The organism is Pseudomonas sp. R2-7-07, assembly GCF_003852355.1.
In the GTDB taxonomy this organism is placed as follows: Bacteria; Pseudomonadota; Gammaproteobacteria; order Pseudomonadales; family Pseudomonadaceae; genus Aquipseudomonas.
This window is the reverse complement of the sequence record NZ_CP027759.1, coordinates 1,379,125-1,399,102: the sequence shown is the minus strand read 5'-3', so window position 1 is coordinate 1,399,102 and position 19,978 is coordinate 1,379,125. Positions and strand designations below refer to the sequence as shown.

Below are 19,978 nucleotides of genomic sequence, written 5' to 3'. Positions count from 1 at the left end.
ACAAATGGACCGCTGCTGTCAGGAAATCGTCTTCAAAAGCGCTTCGGCGCCCTGCTTGAACACCCTTAAAAACCGTAGCCCTATTGGTAAGACGCGACATTTAATGTCAATATCGCGCCTTCCCCTATTTCGTCGCCCCGTGCGGCTTTCGCCGCAGGTCTCGCCCGTTGTCACAATAAACAAGGCTTTGAGTATCTGCGGTCTGTTGCAAAAGGTAGTTAATGATGAGCGCAAGGCACTTTCTCTCCCTGATGGATTGCACGCCCGAAGAGCTGGTCAGCGTGATCCGTCGAGGCATTGAGCTTAAAGACCTGCGTAACCGCGGTGTACTGTTCGAGCCTCTGAAAAACCGCGTGCTCGGGATGATTTTCGAGAAGTCCTCGACCCGCACCCGCTTGTCCTTCGAAGCCGGCATGATCCAACTGGGCGGCCAGGCGATCTTCCTGTCGCCGCGCGATACCCAATTGGGCCGTGGCGAGCCGATCAGCGATTGCGCCATCGTGATGTCGCGCATGCTCGACGCCGTGATGATCCGCACCTTCGCCCACAGCACCTTGACCGAATTTGCCGCCAACTCGCGCGTGCCGGTGATCAACGGCCTGTCCGATGACCTGCATCCGTGCCAGTTGCTGGCCGACATGCAAACCTTCCTCGAGCACCGCGGCTCGATCCAGGGCAAGACCGTGGCCTGGATCGGCGACGGCAACAATATGTGCAACAGCTATATAGAAGCCGCGATCCAGTTCGACTTCCACCTGCGTATCGCCTGCCCCGAGGGTTACGAACCCAGCGCCGAGTTCATGGCCAAGGCCGATGGCCGCGTGCAGTTGCTGCGCGATCCGAAAGACGCAGTGGTCGGCGCCCATCTGGTCAGCACTGACGTCTGGACCTCCATGGGCCAGGAAGACGAAACCGCCAAGCGCCTGGCCCTGTTCGCGCCGTTCCAGGTGACCCGCGCCCTGCTCGACCTGGCCGCGCCGGACGTGCTGTTCATGCACTGCCTGCCTGCCCACCGTGGCGAAGAAATCAGCCTCGACCTGCTCGACGACCCACGCTCGGTCGCCTGGGACCAGGCCGAAAACCGTCTGCATGCGCAAAAGGCCCTGCTCGAATTTCTCGTCCCGCCGTCGTACCACCACGCATGAGCCAGCCATTACTGCTGAACCTGCGCAATCTGGCATGCGGCTATCAAGATCAACGGGTGGTGCAGAACCTCAATCTGCACCTCAACGCTGGCGACATCGGCTGCCTGCTGGGCTCCTCGGGCTGCGGCAAGACCACCACCCTGCGTGCAATTGCGGGGTTCGAGCCGGTGCACGAAGGCGAAATCAGCCTGGCGGGCGAAGTGATCTCCAGTGCCGGCTTCACGCTGGCACCCGAGAAACGTCGTATCGGCATGGTGTTCCAGGACTACGCGCTGTTTCCTCATCTGAGCGTGGCCGACAACATCGCCTTCGGCATCCGCAAGCACCCGCAAAAAGACCGCGTGGTGGCCGAATTGCTGGAACTGGTCAACCTCAAAGACCTGGGCAAACGCTTTCCCCACGAGCTTTCCGGTGGCCAGCAGCAACGTGTCGCCCTCGCCCGCGCCCTGGCGCCGGAGCCGCAGCTGCTGCTGCTGGACGAACCCTTTTCCAACCTGGATGGCGAACTACGGCGCAAGCTCAGCCATGAAGTGCGCGACATTCTCAAGGCGCGCGGCACCAGCGCGATCCTGGTCACCCATGACCAGGAAGAAGCCTTCGCCGTCAGCGATCACGTGGGCGTGTTCAAGGAGGGCCGTCTTGAGCAGTGGGACACGCCCTACAACCTCTACCACGAACCGCAGACGCCGTATGTGGCCAGCTTTATCGGCCAGGGCTATTTCATCCAGGGTCAATTGAGCTCGCCCGAGTCCGTCAGCACTGAGCTGGGCGAGCTGCGCGGCAACCGTGCCTATACCTGGGCCACCGGTGGCGCGGTGAAGGTGTTGCTGCGCCCGGATGACATCGTCTATGCGCCGGACAGTGCTCTCAAAGCGCGGATTGTTGGCAAGACCTTCCTCGGTGCGTCGACCCTGTACCGCCTACAGTTGCCGACCGGTGCGCAGTTGGAGTCGATTTTCCCCAGCCACGTCGATCAGCAGATGGGCACGGATGTGGGCATTCGAGTGGCCGCCGAGCATCTGGTGCTGTTCCAGGCGTAAGCTGCTACCTTGTGGGAGGGGGCAAGCCCCTCCCACATTTGGATCTGCGCAGGGCTGAAAATCAGGCCCGACCAATCGGCGCGAAGGTGGCTTGGGTATGTTCAGCCAACACACTGGCTGGCAACTCTACTTCCAACCCTCTCCGACCGGCACTGACAAAAATCGTCGCAAACGGCTGCGCCGTCACATCGATGAACGTGCGCAAGCGCTTCTTTTGCCCCAAAGGGCTGATGCCGCCCAAAAGATACCCGGTGGAGCGCTGCGCCGCCGCCGGGTCGGCCATTTCGACTTTCTTGACGCCCGCCGCGTGAGCCAGGGCTTTCAGATCCAGACTTCCGACGACCGGCACCACCGCCACCAACAATTCGCCCTTCTCACTGCTGGCAAGCAAGGTCTTGAACACCTGCGCCGGGTCGAGAGCCAATTTCTCCGCGGCCTCCAGGCCATACGAAGCCGCCTTGGGATCGTGTTCATAACTATGGATGCGATGTTCGGCGCGAACTTTTTTCAACAAATCCAATGCGGGGGTCATGACCTCTCCGGGCTTAGCAAACTGAGACTCGATTCTAGGCCAACCCCGCACAAAACGCTCTAGTCCGCCCTATTCGCCAACCCTATTTAATGTGATGAGCGTGATCATTCATCAAACCTATAGTTCGAAAGTGACTGGCAGTTCACTTTCGACCTTTGACAGCGGTCATTCTTGTCTATATTTTTTCGTTTCCGAATACTGTAGGAATAGCCCTCGGTACTCGAGCAGTAAGCCGTGACACAGGATGGGGATCCTCGTCACGGTGAGAATCGCGCAACGGCCCGTTGAGGCCTGCGCCAGACAAGAACAACAACTGAGGTTTTCCATGACAACTGCTCTTCAACAGCCTTCACTTTCGAGCCAATGCATGGCCGAATTCCTCGGCACTGCGCTGCTGATCTTCTTCGGTACCGGCTGCGTCGCTGCGCTCAAGGTCGCGGGTGCGAGCTTTGGCTTGTGGGAAATCAGCATTATCTGGGGGGTCGGCGTGAGCATGGCGATCTACCTGAGTGCCGGTATTTCCGGGGCTCACCTCAATCCGGCGGTGAGTATCGCTCTGTGTATTTTCGCCGATTTCGAAAAACGCAAACTGCCGTTCTACATCCTCGCCCAAATCGCCGGCGCCTTCTGCTCCGCCGCGCTGGTGTACACGCTCTACAGCAATCTGTTTTTCGATTACGAACAAACCCACCACATGGTGCGTGGCTCCCAGGCCAGCCTGGAGTTGGCCTCGGTGTTCTCCACCTACCCCCATGCATTGCTCAGCACGGCCCAGGCGTTCCTGGTGGAAATGGTCATCACCGCGATCCTGATGGGTGTGATCATGGCCCTGACGGACGACAACAATGGCCTGCCCCGTGGCCCGCTGGCGCCGCTGCTGATCGGCCTGTTGATCGCCGTGATTGGCAGTGCGATGGGCCCGCTGACCGGCTTTGCGATGAACCCGGCGCGGGATTTCGGGCCCAAGCTGATGACCTTTTTCGCCGGCTGGGGTGAAATGGCCTTTACTGGCGGTCGCGATATTCCTTACTTCCTTGTACCGATTTTCGCGCCGATTGTGGGCGCATGCCTCGGCGCTGCCGCGTATCGCGGGCTGATTGCCCGTCACCTGCCGAGCGCCGCACCTGCTATAGCTGAAACAACTGACACGGCTGTCAACGGCAACACCCGCATTTCCTGAAAGCGCCAGCCAGGGTCCCTGCCCTTCGTGACCCCGGCTGATTTCTGACTTCCTTATTTCGTCCAAGGCAATTGACATGACCGACCTTCAGAATAAGAACTACATCATTGCCCTCGATCAGGGCACCACCAGTTCCCGCGCGATCATCTTCGATCGTGACGCCAACGTGGTGTGCACCGCCCAGCGCGAGTTCGTCCAGCATTACCCGCAGGCGGGCTGGGTCGAGCATGACCCGATGGAAATCTTCGCCACTCAGAGCGCGGTGATGGTTGAGGCGCTGGCCCAGGCTGGCCTGCACCACGACCAGGTCGCCGCCATCGGCATCACCAACCAGCGCGAAACCACCGTGGTGTGGGACAAGGTCACCGGCCGCCCGATCTACAACGCCATCGTCTGGCAGTGCCGCCGCAGTACCGAGATCTGCCAGCAGCTCAAGCGCGACGGCCACGAGCAATACATCAGCGACACCACTGGCCTGGTCACCGACCCCTACTTCTCCGGCACCAAACTCAAGTGGATTCTCGACAACGTCGAAGGCAGCCGCGAGCGTGCGCGCAACGGCGAGCTGCTGTTCGGCACCATCGACAGCTGGCTGATCTGGAAATTTACCGGCGGCAAGACCCACGTCACCGACTACACCAATGCTTCGCGCACCATGCTCTTCAACATCCACACCCTGGAATGGGATGCGAAGATGCTGGAGATTCTGGATGTTCCACGGGAAATGCTGCCGGAAGTTAAATCTTCGTCCGAGATCTACGGCCGCACCAAAAGCGGCATCGCCATCGGCGGCATTGCTGGCGACCAGCAAGCCGCGCTGTTCGGCCAGATGTGCGTCGAGCCCGGCCAGGCCAAAAACACCTATGGCACCGGCTGCTTCCTGCTGATGAACACCGGCGACAAAGCGGTGAAATCCAAGCATGGCATGCTCACCACCATCGCTTGCGGCCCGCGTGGCGAAGTGGCCTACGCACTGGAAGGCGCAGTCTTCAACGGCGGTTCCACCGTGCAGTGGTTGCGTGACGAGTTGAAAATCATCAACGACGCCCACGACACCGAATACTTTGCCGGCAAGGTCAAGGACAGCAACGGCGTTTATCTGGTCCCGGCCTTCACCGGCCTGGGCGCGCCGTACTGGGACCCGTATGCCCGTGGCGCATTGTTCGGCCTGACCCGTGGCGTACGCGTGGATCACATTATTCGTGCAGCCCTGGAGTCGATTGCCTACCAAACCCGTGACGTGCTCGACGCCATGCAACAGGACTCGGGCGAACGCCTCAAAGCCCTGCGTGTGGACGGCGGCGCCGTGGCCAACAACTTCCTGATGCAATTTCAGGCCGATATCCTCGGTACCCAGGTCGAACGCCCGCAAATGCGCGAAACCACCGCCCTCGGCGCTGCTTACCTGGCAGGCCTGGCCTGTGGCTTCTGGGGCAGCCTGGACGAGCTGCGCGGCAAAGCGGTGATCGAGCGCGAATTCGAACCACAGCTCGATGAAGCGGCTAAAGAGAAACTCTACGCCGGCTGGCAAAAAGCAGTCAGCCGCACCCGCGACTGGGAGCCGCACGAAGGCGCCGAATAAGCCAAGCGCCGGATCTCCACCGGTTGTAACTGGCAGGGAGCGGATTCCTGCGTCATCATGGGCCACTTTTGTATGGCAGCCCAAAGGACGCCCCATGAATCTGCCTCCCCGCCAACAACAAATCCTCGAACTGGTCCGCGAACGCGGCTACGTCAGTATCGAGGAAATGGCGCAGTTGTTCGTTGTCACCCCGCAAACCATCCGCCGCGATATCAACCAGCTGGCGGACGCCAATCTGCTGCGCCGCTACCACGGCGGCGCAGCCTATGACTCCAGTGTCGAGAACACCGCGTACGCCATGCGTGCCGACCAGATGCGCGATGAAAAACAGCGTATCGGCGAAGCCATCGCGGCGCAGATCCCCGATCACGCCTCATTGTTCATCAATATCGGCACCACCACCGAATCCATCGCCCGTGCGCTGCTCAATCACCATCACCTGAAAATCATCACCAACAACCTCAACGTCGCCACCATGCTCAGTGCCAAGGACGACTTCGATGTGTTGCTGACCGGCGGCAATGTGCGTCGTGACGGCGGCGTGGTAGGCCAGGCCAGTGTTGATTTCATCAATCAGTTCAAGGTCGACTTTGCGTTGGTGGGTATCAGTGGCATCGATGAGGATGGCAGCCTGCTGGATTTTGACTATCAGGAAGTGCGGGTTTCCCAGGCGATCATCGCCAATGCGCGACAAGTGATTCTGGCCGCGGACTCCAGCAAGTTCGGGCGCAACGCCATGATCCGCCTGGGGCCGATCAGTCTGGTGGACTGCCTGGTGACTGATCAGCAGCCGGTGCCGGCGTTGGTGCAGTTGTTGAATCAGCATAAGGTTCGTTTGGAAGTCGTCTGACTTCTCGTTCCCACGCTCCGCGTGGGAATGCACCGCAGGACGCTCCGCGTCCGCTGTGACGCAGAGCGTCATGGGCTCAATTCCCACGCGGAGCGTGGGAACTATCAGTTCACAAATTTTCCTTTCCCTACCCTTCGATGAGTTTTTTCAATCGAAGTTGGCTGGCTGCGCGCGCATTTATCAGCTACCATTTTCGCAAATGAACATTAATGTTCGAATTCCAATACGAAAAGATCGCGAGGCCAGCCGATGAACCCTTCTACCTTGCCTGCACCACCGCTTGCCGAAGTCTATGACGTTGCCGTAATCGGCGGCGGGATCAATGGCGTTGGCATTGCAGCAGACGCAGCCGGGCGCGGTTTGTCGGTATTCCTTTGCGAAAAGGACGACCTGGCCAGCCACACGTCTTCTGCCAGCAGCAAGCTGATCCACGGTGGCTTGCGCTACCTGGAACATTACGAGTTCCGCCTGGTACGCGAAGCCCTGGCCGAGCGTGAAGTGCTGCTGGAGAAGGCCCCGCACATCGTCAAGCAGATGCGCTTTGTGTTGCCGCACCGTCCGCACCTGCGTCCGGCCTGGATGATTCGTGCCGGCCTGTTCCTGTATGACCACCTGGGCAAGCGCGAGAAGCTGGCCGGTTCGAAAAGCCTCAAGTTCGGTGCCGACAGCCCGCTGAAAAGCGAAATCACCAAAGGCTTCGAATATTCCGACTGCTGGGTCGACGACGCCCGCCTCGTGGTGCTCAACGCGATGGCCGCGCGCGAGAAAGGCGCCCATATCCACACCCAGACCCGTTGCGTCAGTGCCCACCGCAGCAACGGCTTGTGGGAAATGAACATGGAACGCGCCGATGGCAGCCTGTTCTCGATCCGCGCCCGGGCGCTGGTGAACGCCGCCGGCCCGTGGGTCGCCAAGTTCATTAAGGACGACCTGAAGCTGGATTCGCCTTACGGCATTCGCCTGATCCAGGGCAGCCACCTGATCGTGCCGAAACTCTACGAAGGTGCACATGCGCACATTCTGCAGAACGAAGACCAGCGCATCGTCTTCACGATTCCGTACCTCAATCACCTGACCATCATCGGCACCACCGACCGCGAATACACCGGTGATCCGGCGAAAGTTACGATCACCGAAGGCGAAACCGACTACATGCTCAAGGTGGTCAACGCACACTTCAAGAAACAGCTGAGTCGTGACGATATCGTCCACACCTATTCGGGCGTGCGCCCGCTGTGCAACGACGAATCGGACAACCCGTCGGCCATTACCCGCGACTACACCCTGTCGCTGTCCGGCGGCAGCGGCGAGGCGCCGATCCTGTCGGTGTTCGGCGGCAAGCTGACGACTTACCGCAAGCTCGCCGAATCGGCCATGGCGCAACTGGCGCCGTACTTCACCCAGATGCGCCCAAGCTGGACCGCCAAGGCCAGTCTGCCGGGCGGCGAAGACATGACCACGCCAGAAGCCCTGGCCGAGGCCATTCGCAGCAAGTTCGACTGGGTGCCGAGCGAGATCGCCCGTCGCTGGTCGACCACCTACGGCAGCCGCACCTGGCGCCTGCTGGAAGGTGTGCAAACCCTGGCTGATCTGGGTGAGCACCTGGGCGGTGGCCTTTACACCCGCGAAGTCGATTACCTGTGCGCCGAAGAATGGGTAACCCAGCCTCAGGACGTGCTGTGGCGCCGCACCAAGCTGGGCCTGTTCACCACTGCAGCAGAGCAGGACAACCTGCAACGCTACCTGTCCAAGGTTGAACAGAACCGCAGCAAGACCGAAGCCGCCTGACCGCTCCCCCCCACTGTAGGAGCGAGCTTGCTCGCGAAAAACCTGAGAGCGCCGCGTTTATCCGGAATAAACGCGGCGTTTTTGCGTTTTTCGCGAGCAAGGGCTGGCCGCCCGCCTCGCTCCTACAGTAGCCGGGCTGGGCATTCGGTTTTCCGAACACAACACCTCCCCTCATTCGGTTTGCCGTACCCGATCCCTGAACCGTTGCCGTCATGAAAAGTTAATACTCATATAAATCATCAAGTTAAGCTTTTGTTTCGGGTATGGCACGACTCATGCTCTACACTTCCTGACGATTGCCTGAGACGCCTCAGCAGCCGTCAAGGCATTCGCTGTACAAGAGAGCCGTTTAGCTGGCTTTATAAGAAAAACAAATGTCGAGGAAGTATTGATGCGCATCGTTCCCCATATCCTGGGCGCAGCTATCGCTGCTGCTCTGATCAGCACTCCAGTTTTCGCCGCCGAACTCACCGGCACGCTGAAGAAAATCAACGACTCCGGCACTATCACTCTCGCTCACCGCGACAGCTCTATCCCGTTTTCCTACATTGCGGATGGCTCGGGCAAACCCGTGGGCTATTCCCATGACATTCAACTGGCCGTCGTTGAAGCCCTGAAAAAAGACCTGAACAAGCCCGATCTGAAGGTCAAATACAACCTGGTGACGTCGCAGACCCGTATTCCGCTGATCCAGAACGGCACCGCGGACCTGGAATGCGGCTCCACCACCAACAACGCCGAACGCGCCCAGCAAGTTGACTTCACCACCAACATCTTCGAAATCGGCACCCGTCTGCTGGTCAAGAAAGACAAGGATGGCAAGCCGTCCTACGTTGACTTTGCCGACCTGAAAGGCAAGAACGTCGTGACCACCGCCGGCACCACGTCCGAGCGCATCATCAAGGCGATGAACGCCGACAAGCAGATGGGCATGAACGTCATCTCCGCCAAAGACCACGGCGAATCCTTCCAGATGCTCGAAAGCGGCCGCGCGGTTGCCTTCATGATGGACGACGCCCTGCTGGCCGGCGAAGAAGCCAAGGCCAAGAAGCCGGATGACTGGGTGATCACCGGTACTCCGCAGTCCTTCGAAGCCTACGCGTGCATGGTTCGCAAAGGCGACCCGGACTTCAAGAAAGCCGTGGATGACGCCATCGCCAGCCTGTACAAGTCCGGCGAAATCAACAAGATCTACGCCAAGTGGTTTGAAAGCCCGATTCCACCAAAAGGCCTGAACCTCAACTTCCCGATGAGCGACAAGGTCAAGGAACTGATCAAGAACCCGAGCGACAAACCGGCTCCGGAAGTAAAGATCTAAAACCTGGCTAACCTTATCGCCTGAGGGAGCCAAACTCCCTCAGGCGTTTGTAATTACCTGCTGGCTTTAACTTGGAACACTCGACCTGGCGGTTTTCGAGCCGATTGCGTGTGCCTGACGTTCAACGTCAGGCGGGAACGGACTGTCCCAAGCGGGTGCTTGTACATCGATCGATCTCGAGGGGAGACCCTAATGAATTACAACTGGGACTGGGGCGTGTTCTTCAAGTCCACCGGCGTTGGCAGCGAGACTTATCTCGACTGGTACATCGCCGGCCTGGGCTGGACCATCGCCATCGCTGTCGTGGCATGGATCATCGCCTTGCTGCTGGGCTCCATTCTGGGGGTCATGCGCACCGTGCCAAACCGCCTCGTATCGGGCATCGCGACCTGCTACGTGGAACTGTTTCGTAACGTGCCGCTGCTGGTTCAGCTGTTCATCTGGTATTTCCTGATACCCGATCTGCTGCCGCAGAACCTGCAGGACTGGTACAAACAAGACTTGAACCCGACCACCTCGGCCTACCTGAGCGTCGTCGTGTGCCTGGGCCTGTTCACCGCCGCCCGTGTGTGTGAACAAGTGCGCACCGGCATCCAGGCGCTGCCCCGTGGCCAGGAAGCCGCCGCGCGCGCCATGGGCTTCAAGCTGCCGCAGATCTACTGGAACGTGCTGCTGCCCCAGGCCTATCGCATCATCATTCCGCCGCTTACCTCCGAATTCCTCAACGTGTTCAAGAACTCCTCCGTGGCGTCCTTGATCGGCCTGATGGAACTGCTGGCGCAAACCAAGCAGACCGCCGAGTTTTCGGCCAACCTGTTTGAAGCCTTCACCCTGGCCACGCTGATCTACTTCACCCTGAACATGAGCCTGATGCTGCTGATGCGCGTGGTCGAGAAGAAGGTCGCGGTGCCCGGCCTGATCTCCGTGGGGGGTAAATAATGGACTTCGATTTCAGCGGTATCATCCCCGCGATCCCGGGCCTGTGGAACGGCATGGTCATGACCCTGCAGTTGATGGTCATGGGCGTGGTCGGCGGCATCATCCTGGGTACGATCCTCGCGCTGATGCGCCTGTCGTCCAGCAAGCTGCTGTCCCGGGTAGCCGGCGCCTATGTGAACTACTTCCGTTCGATCCCGCTGCTGTTGGTGATCACCTGGTTCTACCTGGCGGTGCCGTTCGTGCTGCGCTGGATCACCGGTGAAGACACGCCGATCGGCGCGTTCACCTCCTGCGTCGTGGCCTTCATGATGTTCGAAGCCGCGTACTTCTGCGAAATCGTGCGGGCCGGCGTGCAGTCGATCCCCAAGGGCCAGATGGCCGCCGCGCAGGCGATGGGCATGACCTACGGCCAGACCATGCGCCTGATCATCCTGCCCCAGGCGTTTCGCAAGATGACCCCGCTGCTGCTGCAGCAGAGCATCATCCTGTTCCAGGACACGTCGCTGGTCTACACCGTGGGCCTGGTGGACTTCCTCAACTCTGCCCGTTCCAACGGCGACATCATCGGCCGCTCCAATGAGTTCCTGATCTTCGCCGGTGTCGTCTACTTCATCATCAGCTTTTCCGCCTCGCTGCTGGTCAAGCGTCTGCAAAAAAGGTTTGCCGTATGATCTCTATCAAGAACATCAACAAGTGGTATGGCGACTTCCAGGTGCTGACCGACTGCAGCACCGAGGTTAAAAAAGGCGAAGTGATCGTGGTGTGCGGGCCGTCCGGCTCGGGCAAGTCCACCCTGATCAAGTGTGTGAATGCGCTGGAGCCGTTCCAGAAGGGCGACGTGATCGTCGATGGCACTTCCATTGCCGACCCGAAGACCAACCTGCCGAAACTGCGCTCGCGCGTGGGCATGGTGTTCCAGCACTTCGAACTGTTCCCGCACCTGACCATCACCGAGAACCTGACCATCGCGCAGATCAAGGTGCTCGGCCGCAGCAAGGAAGAAGCCACCAAGAAGGGCCTGCAACTGCTGGAGCGCGTCGGCCTGTCGGCCCATGCCCACAAGCATCCAGGCCAACTGTCCGGTGGCCAGCAACAACGTGTGGCGATTGCCCGCGCCCTGGCCATGGACCCGATCGTCATGCTGTTCGACGAACCGACCTCGGCGCTGGACCCGGAAATGGTCAACGAAGTGCTCGACGTGATGGTGCAGTTGGCCCACGAAGGCATGACCATGATGTGCGTCACCCACGAAATGGGCTTCGCCCGCAAAGTGGCCGACCGCGTAATCTTCATGGACGCCGGCAAGATCATCGAAGACTGCCCGAAAGAAGAGTTCTTCGGCGACATCAGCGCCCGCTCCGAACGTGCGCAGCACTTCCTTGAGAAAATCCTGCAGCACTAAGTATTACAGCGCATCCACTGAAGAGACCGGACCAATGTGGGAGGGGGCTTGCCCCCGATAGCGGTAGATCAGCGACAGATATACCGACTGACACACTGCAATCGGGGGCAAGCCCCCTCCCACACTGACCGCACAGGCCGGCAGCGCTGGTTGACCCAAGGCATCTGTGATGAAATGCGACCCCACCCCCTATCGCGCTGCGCCGCCATCACTTGCCGTGAAGCCTCGCCTGATACGTCAACTGTTCCTGCCGCCGTTGATCATCGCCCTGATGATCGGCTTGGGTTATATCGGCCTCTGGGTCAGTGAGTACTATGGCATCCGCACCCTCAGCGACAATGGCGAACGCCAGTTGGAGTTGCACGCTCGCACCGTCGAAAGCGAACTGAGCAAATACACCTACCTGCCCAGCCTGCTTGAGCTGGAATCCAGCGTTTCCCTGCTCCTGGCTGACCCCAACCAGGAAACCCGCAAGACCGTCAACGATTACCTCGAAGGCTTGAACCGCCGCAGCCGCAGCCGCGCCATCTACGTGATGGATACCACCGGCCGAGTGCTGGCCACCAGTAACTGGCGCGACGCCGACAGTTACCAGGGTGAAGACCTGTCCTTTCGCGCCTATTTCCAGAACGCCGTGCGCGGCCAGCCCGGTCGTTTCTACGGCATCGGCAGCACCAACGGCGAACCCGGCTACTACCTGGCCCACGGCCTGGAAGAGCATGGCAAGATCATCGGCGTCGCCGTGGTCAAGGTCCGCCTGGAAGCGCTTGAAGAGCGCTGGCAACGCGCGCGCCTCGAAGCTTTTGTCAGCGACGAAAACGGCATCATCATCCTGTCCAGTGACCCGGCCCGCCGCCTCAAGGCCGTGCGTCCCCTGAGCGAAGACACCAGGGACCGGCTGGCTAACAGCCTGCAATATTACTGGTCGACACTGGACGCCCTGGAGCCCCTGGCCCGCGAGCGGCTGAACGAAGGCAGCGAAAAGCTGACCTTCCCGGCCAACAGCGAAGTGGTCAACGACAAGCAAGAAGTCAGTTACCTGGCGCAAACCCGGCCACTGAATGACACACCGTGGAACTTCACCCTGCTCACCCCGCTGAATGAACTACGCCGCGCCGCGATCAACCAGGGAATCCTGGTCGCCGTCGCGTTTGGCTTGGTCGCGTTTTTGCTGATTGCCTGGAACGAGCGGCGCAAGGTCATCGCCACCCGCCTCGCCGCGCGGGAGGCCTTGCAGGAAGCCAACAGCCAGCTGGAACGACGGATTGCCGAACGCACCGCCGACCTGCGCGCCAGCAATGAACGCCTCAAAGGCCAGATCCGCGAACGGCGCCAGGCCGAAGAGACTTTGCGCCGTGCCCAGGACGAACTGGTGCAGGCCGGCAAACTCGCAGCGATCGGCCAGATGTCCACCAGCATCGCCCACGAATTGAACCAACCCCTGGCCGCGCTGCGCACCCTGTCCGGCAACACCGTGCGCTTCCTCGAACGCGGGGCCCTGGACACCGCCAGCGCCAACCTCAAGACCATCAACGAACTGATCGATCGCATGGGTCGCATCACCGCCAGCCTGCGCTCGTTCGCCCGGCGCGGTGACGACCAGGGCGAAGCGAACCTGGCCAAGGCGGTGGACGCCGCGTTCCAAGTGCTCGGCGCGCGCCTGGACAACCTGTCCCTGGCCGTGCACCGTGACTTCACCCAAGCCCAGTTGCAGATCGATCAGACGCGCCTGGAGCAGATCCTGGTCAACCTGATCGGCAACGCCCTCGATGCGATGCAGGCGCAACCGGCGCCGCAGTTGTGGCTGGAAGGCCAGAGTGCCGAGGGCAAATATCGCCTGCGGGTGCGCGACAATGGCCACGGCATCGACCCCGAGGCACGCAAACACCTGTTCGAGCCCTTCTTCACCACCAAGCCCGGCGAGCAAGGGCTGGGCCTGGGCCTGACCCTCTCCGCAAGCCTTGCGGCGGCCACCGGCGGCAGCCTGGCCGTGGAACATCCGGCCGCTGGTGGTACCGCGTTTGTCCTGAACCTGCCGCTGGCGGGCGCTGAAAAAGTTGAGTCGACATGAATATTGAACCCCAAGACCTCACCGTCCTGATCGTCGAAGATGACCCCCACGTGCTGCTGGGTTGCCAGCAGGCATTGGCGCTGGAAGACATCCCCAGCGTTGGCGTGGGCAGTGCCGAAGAAGCGCTGACCCATATCGGCGAGAATTTTGCCGGCATTGTCATCAGCGATATTCGCCTGCCGGGTATCGATGGCCTGGCCTTGCTCACTCGCCTCAAGGCGCTGGATAAAAGCCTGCCGGTGGTGTTGATCACCGGGCATGGCGATATCTCCATGGCGGTCGGCGCGATGCGCAACGGCGCTTACGATTTCATGGAAAAACCCTTCTCCCCCGAGCGCCTGGTAGACGTCGCCCGTCGTGCCCTTGAACAGCGTGGGCTGGCGCGGGAAGTCTGGTCGCTGCGGCGCCAACTGGCCGAGCGCGATTCGTTGGAGGGCCGCATCATCGGGCGCTCGCCGGCGATGCAAAACTTGCGCGAACTGATCACCAACGTTGCCGACACGTCGGCCAACGTGCTGATCGAAGGCGAAACCGGCACCGGCAAGGAGCTGGTCGCGCGCTGCCTGCATGACTTCAGCCGGCGCCACGCCCACCAGTTCGTCGCCCTGAACTGCGGTGGGCTGCCGGAGAACCTGTTCGAAAGCGAGATTTTCGGCCACGAAGCCAACGCGTTTACCGGCGCCGGCAAGCGCCGCATCGGCAAGATCGAGCACGCCCATGAAGGCACGCTGTTTCTCGATGAAGTGGAGAGCATGCCGATCAACCTGCAGATCAAACTGCTGCGGGTCCTGCAGGAGCGCACCCTCGAACGCCTGGGTTCGAACCAGAGCGTGGCCGTGGATTGCCGGGTGATCGCCGCCACCAAGTCCGACCTTGATGAACTGAGCCGCGCCAGCCAGTTCCGCAGCGACCTGTACTACCGTCTCAATGTGGTCACCCTGGAACTGCCGCCACTGCGCGAGCGCCGTGAAGATATCCTGCAGTTGTTCGAACACTTCCTGCAGCAGTCCTCACTGCGCTTCGATCGCATCGCCCCGGAGCTGGACAACCAGACCCTGTCGAGCCTGATGAGCCACGACTGGCCGGGCAACGTACGCGAACTGCGCAACGTCGCCGAACGCTTCGCCCTGGGCCTGCCCGCGTTCAAGAAAAGCGGCACGGGCGGCAGCACCCACGGCCTGGCCTTTACCGAGGCGGTGGAAGCCTTTGAACGCAACCTGCTCGTTGACGCCCTGCAACGCAGCGGCGGCAACCTGACTCAGGCCAGCCAGGAACTGGGGATGGCCAAGACCACGCTGTTCGACAAGGTCAAAAAATACGGGTTGAGTCACTGATGGATCTATTCTTGAAAGCCGCCCTCGGCGCGGCGGTGGTGCTTATATTGGCCGCACTGGCCAAGACCAAAAACTATTACATCGCAGGCTTGGTGCCGCTGTTTCCGACCTTCGCGCTGATTGCCCACTACATCGTCGGCAAGGGCCGCTCGGTCGAGGATCTGAAGACCACCATTGTGTTTGGGATGTGGTCGATCATTCCGTACTTTGTGTACTTGGCGACGTTGTATGTGATGGTGGATCGGATGCGGTTGGAGGCGTCGCTCGCCGTGGCAGCGGTGGCCTGGTTGATGGCGGCAACCGTCCTGGTAAGCGTCTGGGTACGCCTACACACCTGACACACCACAGTCCAAATGTGGGAGGGGGCTTGCTCCCGATGGCGTTGGGTCAGTCAATAAATTCATGGCTGACATACCGCTATCGGGAGCAAGCCCCCTCCCACAGTTTTAACCACAGTGTGTCAGCGGACTATTTTGTCGACTTGGATGCCCAGCTTCTTCAGGCGATACCAGAAGCTGCGCTCCGAGATACCGATCTTCGCTGCCGCCGCGGCCTGCACGCCATTGCTCTCCTGCAACGCCGCCAGAATGTAGGCTTTCTCCACTTCCGCCAGCGCCGCATCCAGGTCCTGTGGCACACCCGGCCCGTCGCTGAGGATCGCCGTCACCCCGCCCTCGCTCGGTTTCGAAGCAAACAGATACCCCGGCAAATCGATATCCTCGATCACCGGCGAAGCCGCTACGATGGTCGCTCGTTCCACGCAGTTTTGCAGCTCACGGATATTGCCCGGCCAGTGGTACGCCGCCATGGCCTGCAAGGCTTCGGGGCTGAACCCGGTGATGCGTTTGCCGGCGGTCGCGCTGAGGGTGCGGGCGAAGTGCCGGGCCAGGGGTGCGATGTCTTCCACGCGCTCGCGCAGGGCCGGCAAAGGAATCGGGAAGACATTCAGCCGGTAATACAGGTCTTCGCGAAATTCCTTGTTGGCCACCGCGTCCAGCAGGTTCTTGTTGGTCGCGGCAATCACCCGCACGTCCACCTTGCGCTCGCGGGGATCACCCACCGGTTCGATGACCCGTTCCTGCAAGGCACGCAAAATCTTGGCCTGCAAGGCCAACGGCATATCACCGACTTCATCGAGGAACAGCGTGCCTTTGTCGGCCTGCATAAAGCGCCCTACCCGGTCGGCCACGGCGCCGGTGAAAGCGCCTTTGCGATGACCGAACATTTCGCTTTCCAGCAGCCCCTCAGGAATCGCCGCGCAATTGACCGCCACGAACGGTTGGTCGGCACGGCTGCCATGCTTGTGGATCGCGCGGGCGACCATTTCCTTGCCGGTGCCGCTTTCGCCGGTCAGCAGGATGGTTGCGCTGCTGTCGCGCACCGAGTCCACCGCTTGCAACACTTTACGAAACGCTGGGCTGTCACCGACCAGGCTGTCGAATTGTGCATGTTCATCCAGCTCGGCACGCAGGCGCGCGTTATCGCGCATGATGTCGCGAAACTGCAGGGCCTTGGCCACCGTAATGTCCAACTCGTCGATATCGAACGGCTTGGCAATGTAGTCGTAGGCCCCATTGCGCATCGACTGCACGGCATTTTTCACCGTGCTGTAGGCCGTCATCACGATTACCGGCAACTGCGGATAGCGCTGCTTGATTTCCGCCAGCAACGCCGGCCCGTCCATGCCCGGCATGCGCCAGTCGCTGATGACCAGGTCGATGTCCTCCTGCTCCAGCACCTTGAGCGCGTGCAGGCCATTACCGGCGGTAAACACCTGGATGCCGTTCTGGCTCAGGGCGGATGACAACAGGTCACAGAGCTTGGGCTCGTCGTCGACTACCAATACGTTATGCGTCATGCCCGTTCTCATCCTCGCCGTCGTCTTCACCGTTAGCCGGAATGTACAGGTTGAAGGTGGCGCCGGCATCTTTCTCACTGACGCACTCGATGCTGGCGTCGTGACTCTCCATGATCGAATAGACCTTGGCCAGGCCCAGCCCCGTGCCCGAGGCCTTGGTGGTGACGAACGGCGTGAAAATGCGCTCGACCATATCCGCCGGGATGCCCTGGCCGGTATCGGCGATGCTGATCACGGTAGTGTCACCCACGCTGCGGATACCCAGGGTGAGGCGCCCGCCTTCAGGCATCGCGTCGATGGCGTTGAGAATCAGGTTCAGGCAGGCCTGCTTGAGCTGCTTGGCATCCGCGTAGAGCGTGGCGTCGGGCGCCTGGTCGTCAATCTGTGCATCGATATTGTGAGTACTCAACTCCGGGCCACAGAAGCCGAGGATGTCTTCCACCAACGGGCGTGCCGGTTGCTGTACGCGGATCGGCGGATTGGGCTTGGCGAAGTCGAGGAATTCGGTGATCAGGTCGTTGATCCGGCTGACCTCGCTGATCACGTACTCCAAGTGGCGTTTGTCGGCGTCCGGAAGGTCGGCGCGCCGGTGCAACAGTTGAGTGGCCGTCTTGATGATCCCTAACGGGTTGCGGATTTCATGGGCCAGTCCCATGGCGACTTCACCCAGGGCGTGCAGACGATCACGCCGGCGCAGTTGGGCTTCCAGGTGATGCAATTCGCCCAGGCGCTCAGTCATGTGGTTGAAGGTGCTGCTCAGTTGCGCCAGCTCGTCGCCGCCGCTGACCTCTACCCGGTGCGCGTAGTTGCCGGAGATCACCGCATTCACGCCTTGGGACAAGTCCCGCAGGGGCTGGGTCAGGCGCCGCGACACCCACACCCCTGCCGCCAGTGACAGCGCCGAGCTGACCAGGAAAATCAGCACGAACAAGTTGCTCTGATTCACCAGCCCCACCAGGCTCGTGTGGCGCAGCAGGCCGCTGAAGATTACGCCTTGCAGCTCGCCGGCATCGTTGAATATCGGCCAGTACAAGCCGCTGTACTGGTTGGTGAACTGCTCGCTCGGCTGCCGGGTGCTGCGCAGCTCGGCTTCGACGTTCTTCGGGATGCGCGCCGGGTGGTTTTCGAAGCGCTGGGTGGAAAATATCTCGGAAAACCCCGTGGCATTGGCCAGGTACAAACGCAGGTCCAGGGAATGCACATCGGCCACGCTGGTGAGGAAGCTGCTGTCCAGGTAGGTGGCCACCAGCAACAGATAATCGACGCCATCGCGGTTGGTTTCGAAGGTCGATACCACCAGGCCCGTGCTGACACCGGCCACCTGTACGGTCTGCAACACCGTATTGCTGGTCAGGTTGATCTGCTTGACGATGTCGTCGGCGGCGGTGCTGAACACCACCTTGTGATCACTGCTACGAATCAGCGCCACCACATCGATGTCGGTGGCATCGGCGATGTCGGCGGTGAGCCGGTCATGCCGTTCGGCCTGCCGCGATGAGGGTGGGCTGGTGTAGCGCAGGAACAGCTTGGCCATGCGCGCGTTGTCGTGAAGGATGTCGCCGATCTCGTCCTTGACGATCTTGGTCGACTCCTGCAGCCAGATACGCACGTTGCTGTCGAAAATCTGCGACAACGTGGTGGCGGCCAATTCCGCCGCAATCATGGTCGGAATGACGCTGACCAGCCAGAAGGCCAGCACCAGCTTGCGCTGGACGCTCCAGCGCGAAATGGCAAAGGGGCGGGCTTTCTGGCGGGTCTTGGTGATCATCAGGTTTCGCTTATCGCAGCAGCCATGGCAGGGTCGGAACGATCCGGTCGGAACAACATTTTGACTAACTTGAGCACGCCGTTGACCCACCGATTGCGGTGGCGGAAGAACAGGCTGTTGCCCTGGAACTGACAGCCCAGGCGCAGTTTACTGGCATACCCGGCCTGGCCGCACTCGTACACCGCAATATTGTGTTGAATACAGTAGTCGACATTGGTCAGCCAGCTACGGAAGTACAGGTTGTACTCACGGCTGAACGCGATGTCATGCCCGAAAAACTTATCGATCAGCCGATGCTCATCGAGCAGGATCAGGTTGAACGCCACCAGGTGCTCGTCCACCCAGTAAAGAACACACACCGCACGCGCTTGCAGCTGTTCGAGAATCCCCGTGAAGTAACCGGCGGGCAGGCGTTCGAACTGCAAGTCCGCGCGCATCAGCGTGGCTTCATAGAGGCGCATGACCTCGGGCAGCACATCATTGATGTTGTGCCGCCACTCCACCCGCGGCCCCGGTGCGCGCAGTTTGCGGCGCAGGTCTTTGCGCGTGGATTTACCCAGCGAGCCAAGGTAAGCGTCCACTGAGCCGTAAGGCAGCGGCAACACGCCCGTGGGAAGGCTCGGCATGCTTTGAAAACCAGCCGCACGGCAACTTTCGGCCCAATGCGGGTCGTTGCTCGGTGCGTCCTTGACTGCCAGCAGGCCGACGCCAAAGTCATCCGCATCCCGGCGCGCGACCTCCAGCAAGTGCTTGAGCAACTGCGGGCGCCGCGCATCCGCCACGCCACTGGCAAAACCAACGTCGCAGCGCTCGGCCACCGGCGAACCGAGGGCATACAACCCCAGTTGCAACAGACCCGGCCACAGTCGCGCCACACGCTCGGTCAAGCGCTTGCCGGCGCCCGACAGTGTCGTGTCGAGACGATAATGGGTGATGAACGCGACAGCCACTGCCGCCAGCGTTCCCTCTTCGTAAACCGCCAGGTAACGCCACTGAAAGTCATCGATCGCGGCGTTTTCCACGGCGACGTAGTAATCCCAGTCTTCCAGCGCACCGGGAAAACACTCATTCCAGGCATCGCGCTGGATAGCCCGGATGGTGGGGAAGGCTTGGGTGGTTATCACATCTGATCCCTTTGTGGCGAGGGAGCTTGCTCCCGCTGGGCTGCGAA

17 protein-coding genes are annotated in these 19,978 nt (G+C 60.7%); 13 read left to right on the top strand and 4 right to left on the bottom strand.

What is annotated here, in order from left to right:
* Nucleotides 1-224 precede the first annotated feature (224 nt).
* Together argF and C4J86_RS06160 are read left to right on the top strand one after the other, a co-directional pair.
* On the top strand, nt 225-1,145 hold the full coding sequence (argF, locus tag C4J86_RS06165; RefSeq protein ID WP_124369813.1) for an ornithine carbamoyltransferase: 921 nt from the start codon (nt 225-227) through the stop codon (nt 1,143-1,145).
* The gene (locus C4J86_RS06160; protein WP_124369812.1) at nt 1,142-2,185 is read left to right on the top strand and encodes an ABC transporter ATP-binding protein; all 1,044 of its coding nucleotides are present in this window, start codon (nt 1,142-1,144) and stop codon (nt 2,183-2,185) included. The genes argF and C4J86_RS06160 overlap by 4 nt, the downstream gene beginning before the upstream one ends.
* Before the next feature lie 61 nt (nt 2,186-2,246).
* Here the strand turns inward: C4J86_RS06160 and ybaK are convergent, their stop codons facing one another.
* Nucleotides 2,247-2,717 (bottom strand): Cys-tRNA(Pro) deacylase, encoded by a 471-nt coding sequence (gene ybaK, locus C4J86_RS06155; RefSeq protein WP_124369811.1) that lies wholly within the window; start codon nt 2,715-2,717, stop codon nt 2,247-2,249.
* A gap of 325 nt (nt 2,718-3,042) precedes the next feature.
* Between ybaK and C4J86_RS06150 the strand changes: the two genes are divergently transcribed.
* The 11 genes from C4J86_RS06150 (at nt 3,043) to C4J86_RS06100 (ending at nt 15,519) form a co-directional block, all read left to right on the top strand.
* On the top strand, nt 3,043-3,897 hold the full coding sequence (locus C4J86_RS06150) for an MIP/aquaporin family protein (RefSeq protein WP_124361508.1): 855 nt from the start codon (nt 3,043-3,045) through the stop codon (nt 3,895-3,897).
* A 76-nt stretch (nt 3,898-3,973) separates the two neighbouring features.
* Nucleotides 3,974-5,479, top strand: a complete 1,506-nt coding sequence (glpK, locus tag C4J86_RS06145) for a glycerol kinase GlpK (protein ID WP_124361507.1) — start codon at nt 3,974-3,976, stop codon at nt 5,477-5,479.
* A 94-nt stretch (nt 5,480-5,573) separates the two neighbouring features.
* A complete protein-coding gene (locus C4J86_RS06140; RefSeq protein ID WP_124361506.1) occupies nt 5,574-6,329 on the top strand; it encodes a DeoR/GlpR family transcriptional regulator in 756 nt (251 codons plus the stop codon).
* Between the two features lie 249 nt (nt 6,330-6,578).
* Nucleotides 6,579-8,117: a glycerol-3-phosphate dehydrogenase gene (gene glpD, locus C4J86_RS06135; RefSeq protein ID WP_124369810.1), complete on the top strand. Its 1,539-nt coding sequence runs from the start codon at nt 6,579-6,581 to the stop codon at nt 8,115-8,117.
* 391 nt (nt 8,118-8,508) lie between these two features.
* Nucleotides 8,509-9,435 (top strand): glutamate/aspartate ABC transporter substrate-binding protein, encoded by a 927-nt coding sequence (locus C4J86_RS06130; protein ID WP_124369809.1) that lies wholly within the window; start codon nt 8,509-8,511, stop codon nt 9,433-9,435.
* 192 nt (nt 9,436-9,627) lie between these two features.
* Nucleotides 9,628-10,374: an amino acid ABC transporter permease gene (locus tag C4J86_RS06125; protein ID WP_024073702.1), complete on the top strand. Its 747-nt coding sequence runs from the start codon at nt 9,628-9,630 to the stop codon at nt 10,372-10,374.
* Nucleotides 10,374-11,045 (top strand): amino acid ABC transporter permease, encoded by a 672-nt coding sequence (locus tag C4J86_RS06120; protein ID WP_046071144.1) that lies wholly within the window; start codon nt 10,374-10,376, stop codon nt 11,043-11,045. Before C4J86_RS06125 ends, C4J86_RS06120 begins: the two co-directional genes overlap by 1 nt.
* A complete protein-coding gene (locus tag C4J86_RS06115; protein WP_124361503.1) occupies nt 11,042-11,776 on the top strand; it encodes an amino acid ABC transporter ATP-binding protein in 735 nt (244 codons plus the stop codon). Before C4J86_RS06120 ends, C4J86_RS06115 begins: the two co-directional genes overlap by 4 nt.
* Nucleotides 11,777-11,945: 169 nt before the next feature.
* Entirely contained in the window at nt 11,946-13,847 is a 1,902-nt protein-coding gene (locus tag C4J86_RS06110) for a sensor histidine kinase (protein ID WP_124369808.1), read from the top strand.
* Nucleotides 13,844-15,181, top strand: coding sequence for a sigma-54 dependent transcriptional regulator (locus tag C4J86_RS06105; protein WP_124369807.1), 1,338 nt, complete (start codon nt 13,844-13,846; stop codon nt 15,179-15,181). Before C4J86_RS06110 ends, C4J86_RS06105 begins: the two co-directional genes overlap by 4 nt.
* Nucleotides 15,181-15,519, top strand: a complete 339-nt coding sequence (locus C4J86_RS06100) for a GlpM family protein (RefSeq protein WP_124361500.1) — start codon at nt 15,181-15,183, stop codon at nt 15,517-15,519. The genes C4J86_RS06105 and C4J86_RS06100 overlap by 1 nt, the downstream gene beginning before the upstream one ends.
* Before the next feature lie 122 nt (nt 15,520-15,641).
* On the opposite strand, the gene C4J86_RS06095 is transcribed toward C4J86_RS06100, so the two are convergent.
* Genes C4J86_RS06095 through C4J86_RS06085 form a run of 3 tightly spaced genes read right to left on the bottom strand, consistent with a single transcriptional unit; the run spans nt 15,642 to nt 19,931 of the window.
* Nucleotides 15,642-17,039 (bottom strand): sigma-54 dependent transcriptional regulator, encoded by a 1,398-nt coding sequence (locus tag C4J86_RS06095; RefSeq protein ID WP_124369806.1) that lies wholly within the window; start codon nt 17,037-17,039, stop codon nt 15,642-15,644.
* Complete coding sequence (locus tag C4J86_RS06090) at nt 17,029-18,807, bottom strand: HAMP domain-containing sensor histidine kinase (protein ID WP_124361498.1); 1,779 nt, start codon at nt 18,805-18,807, stop codon at nt 17,029-17,031. The genes C4J86_RS06095 and C4J86_RS06090 overlap by 11 nt, the downstream gene beginning before the upstream one ends.
* Nucleotides 18,807-19,931, bottom strand: coding sequence for a GNAT family N-acetyltransferase (locus C4J86_RS06085; protein ID WP_124369805.1), 1,125 nt, complete (start codon nt 19,929-19,931; stop codon nt 18,807-18,809). Before C4J86_RS06085 ends, C4J86_RS06090 begins: the two co-directional genes overlap by 1 nt.
* Between the last annotated feature and the right edge of the window lie 47 nt (nt 19,932-19,978).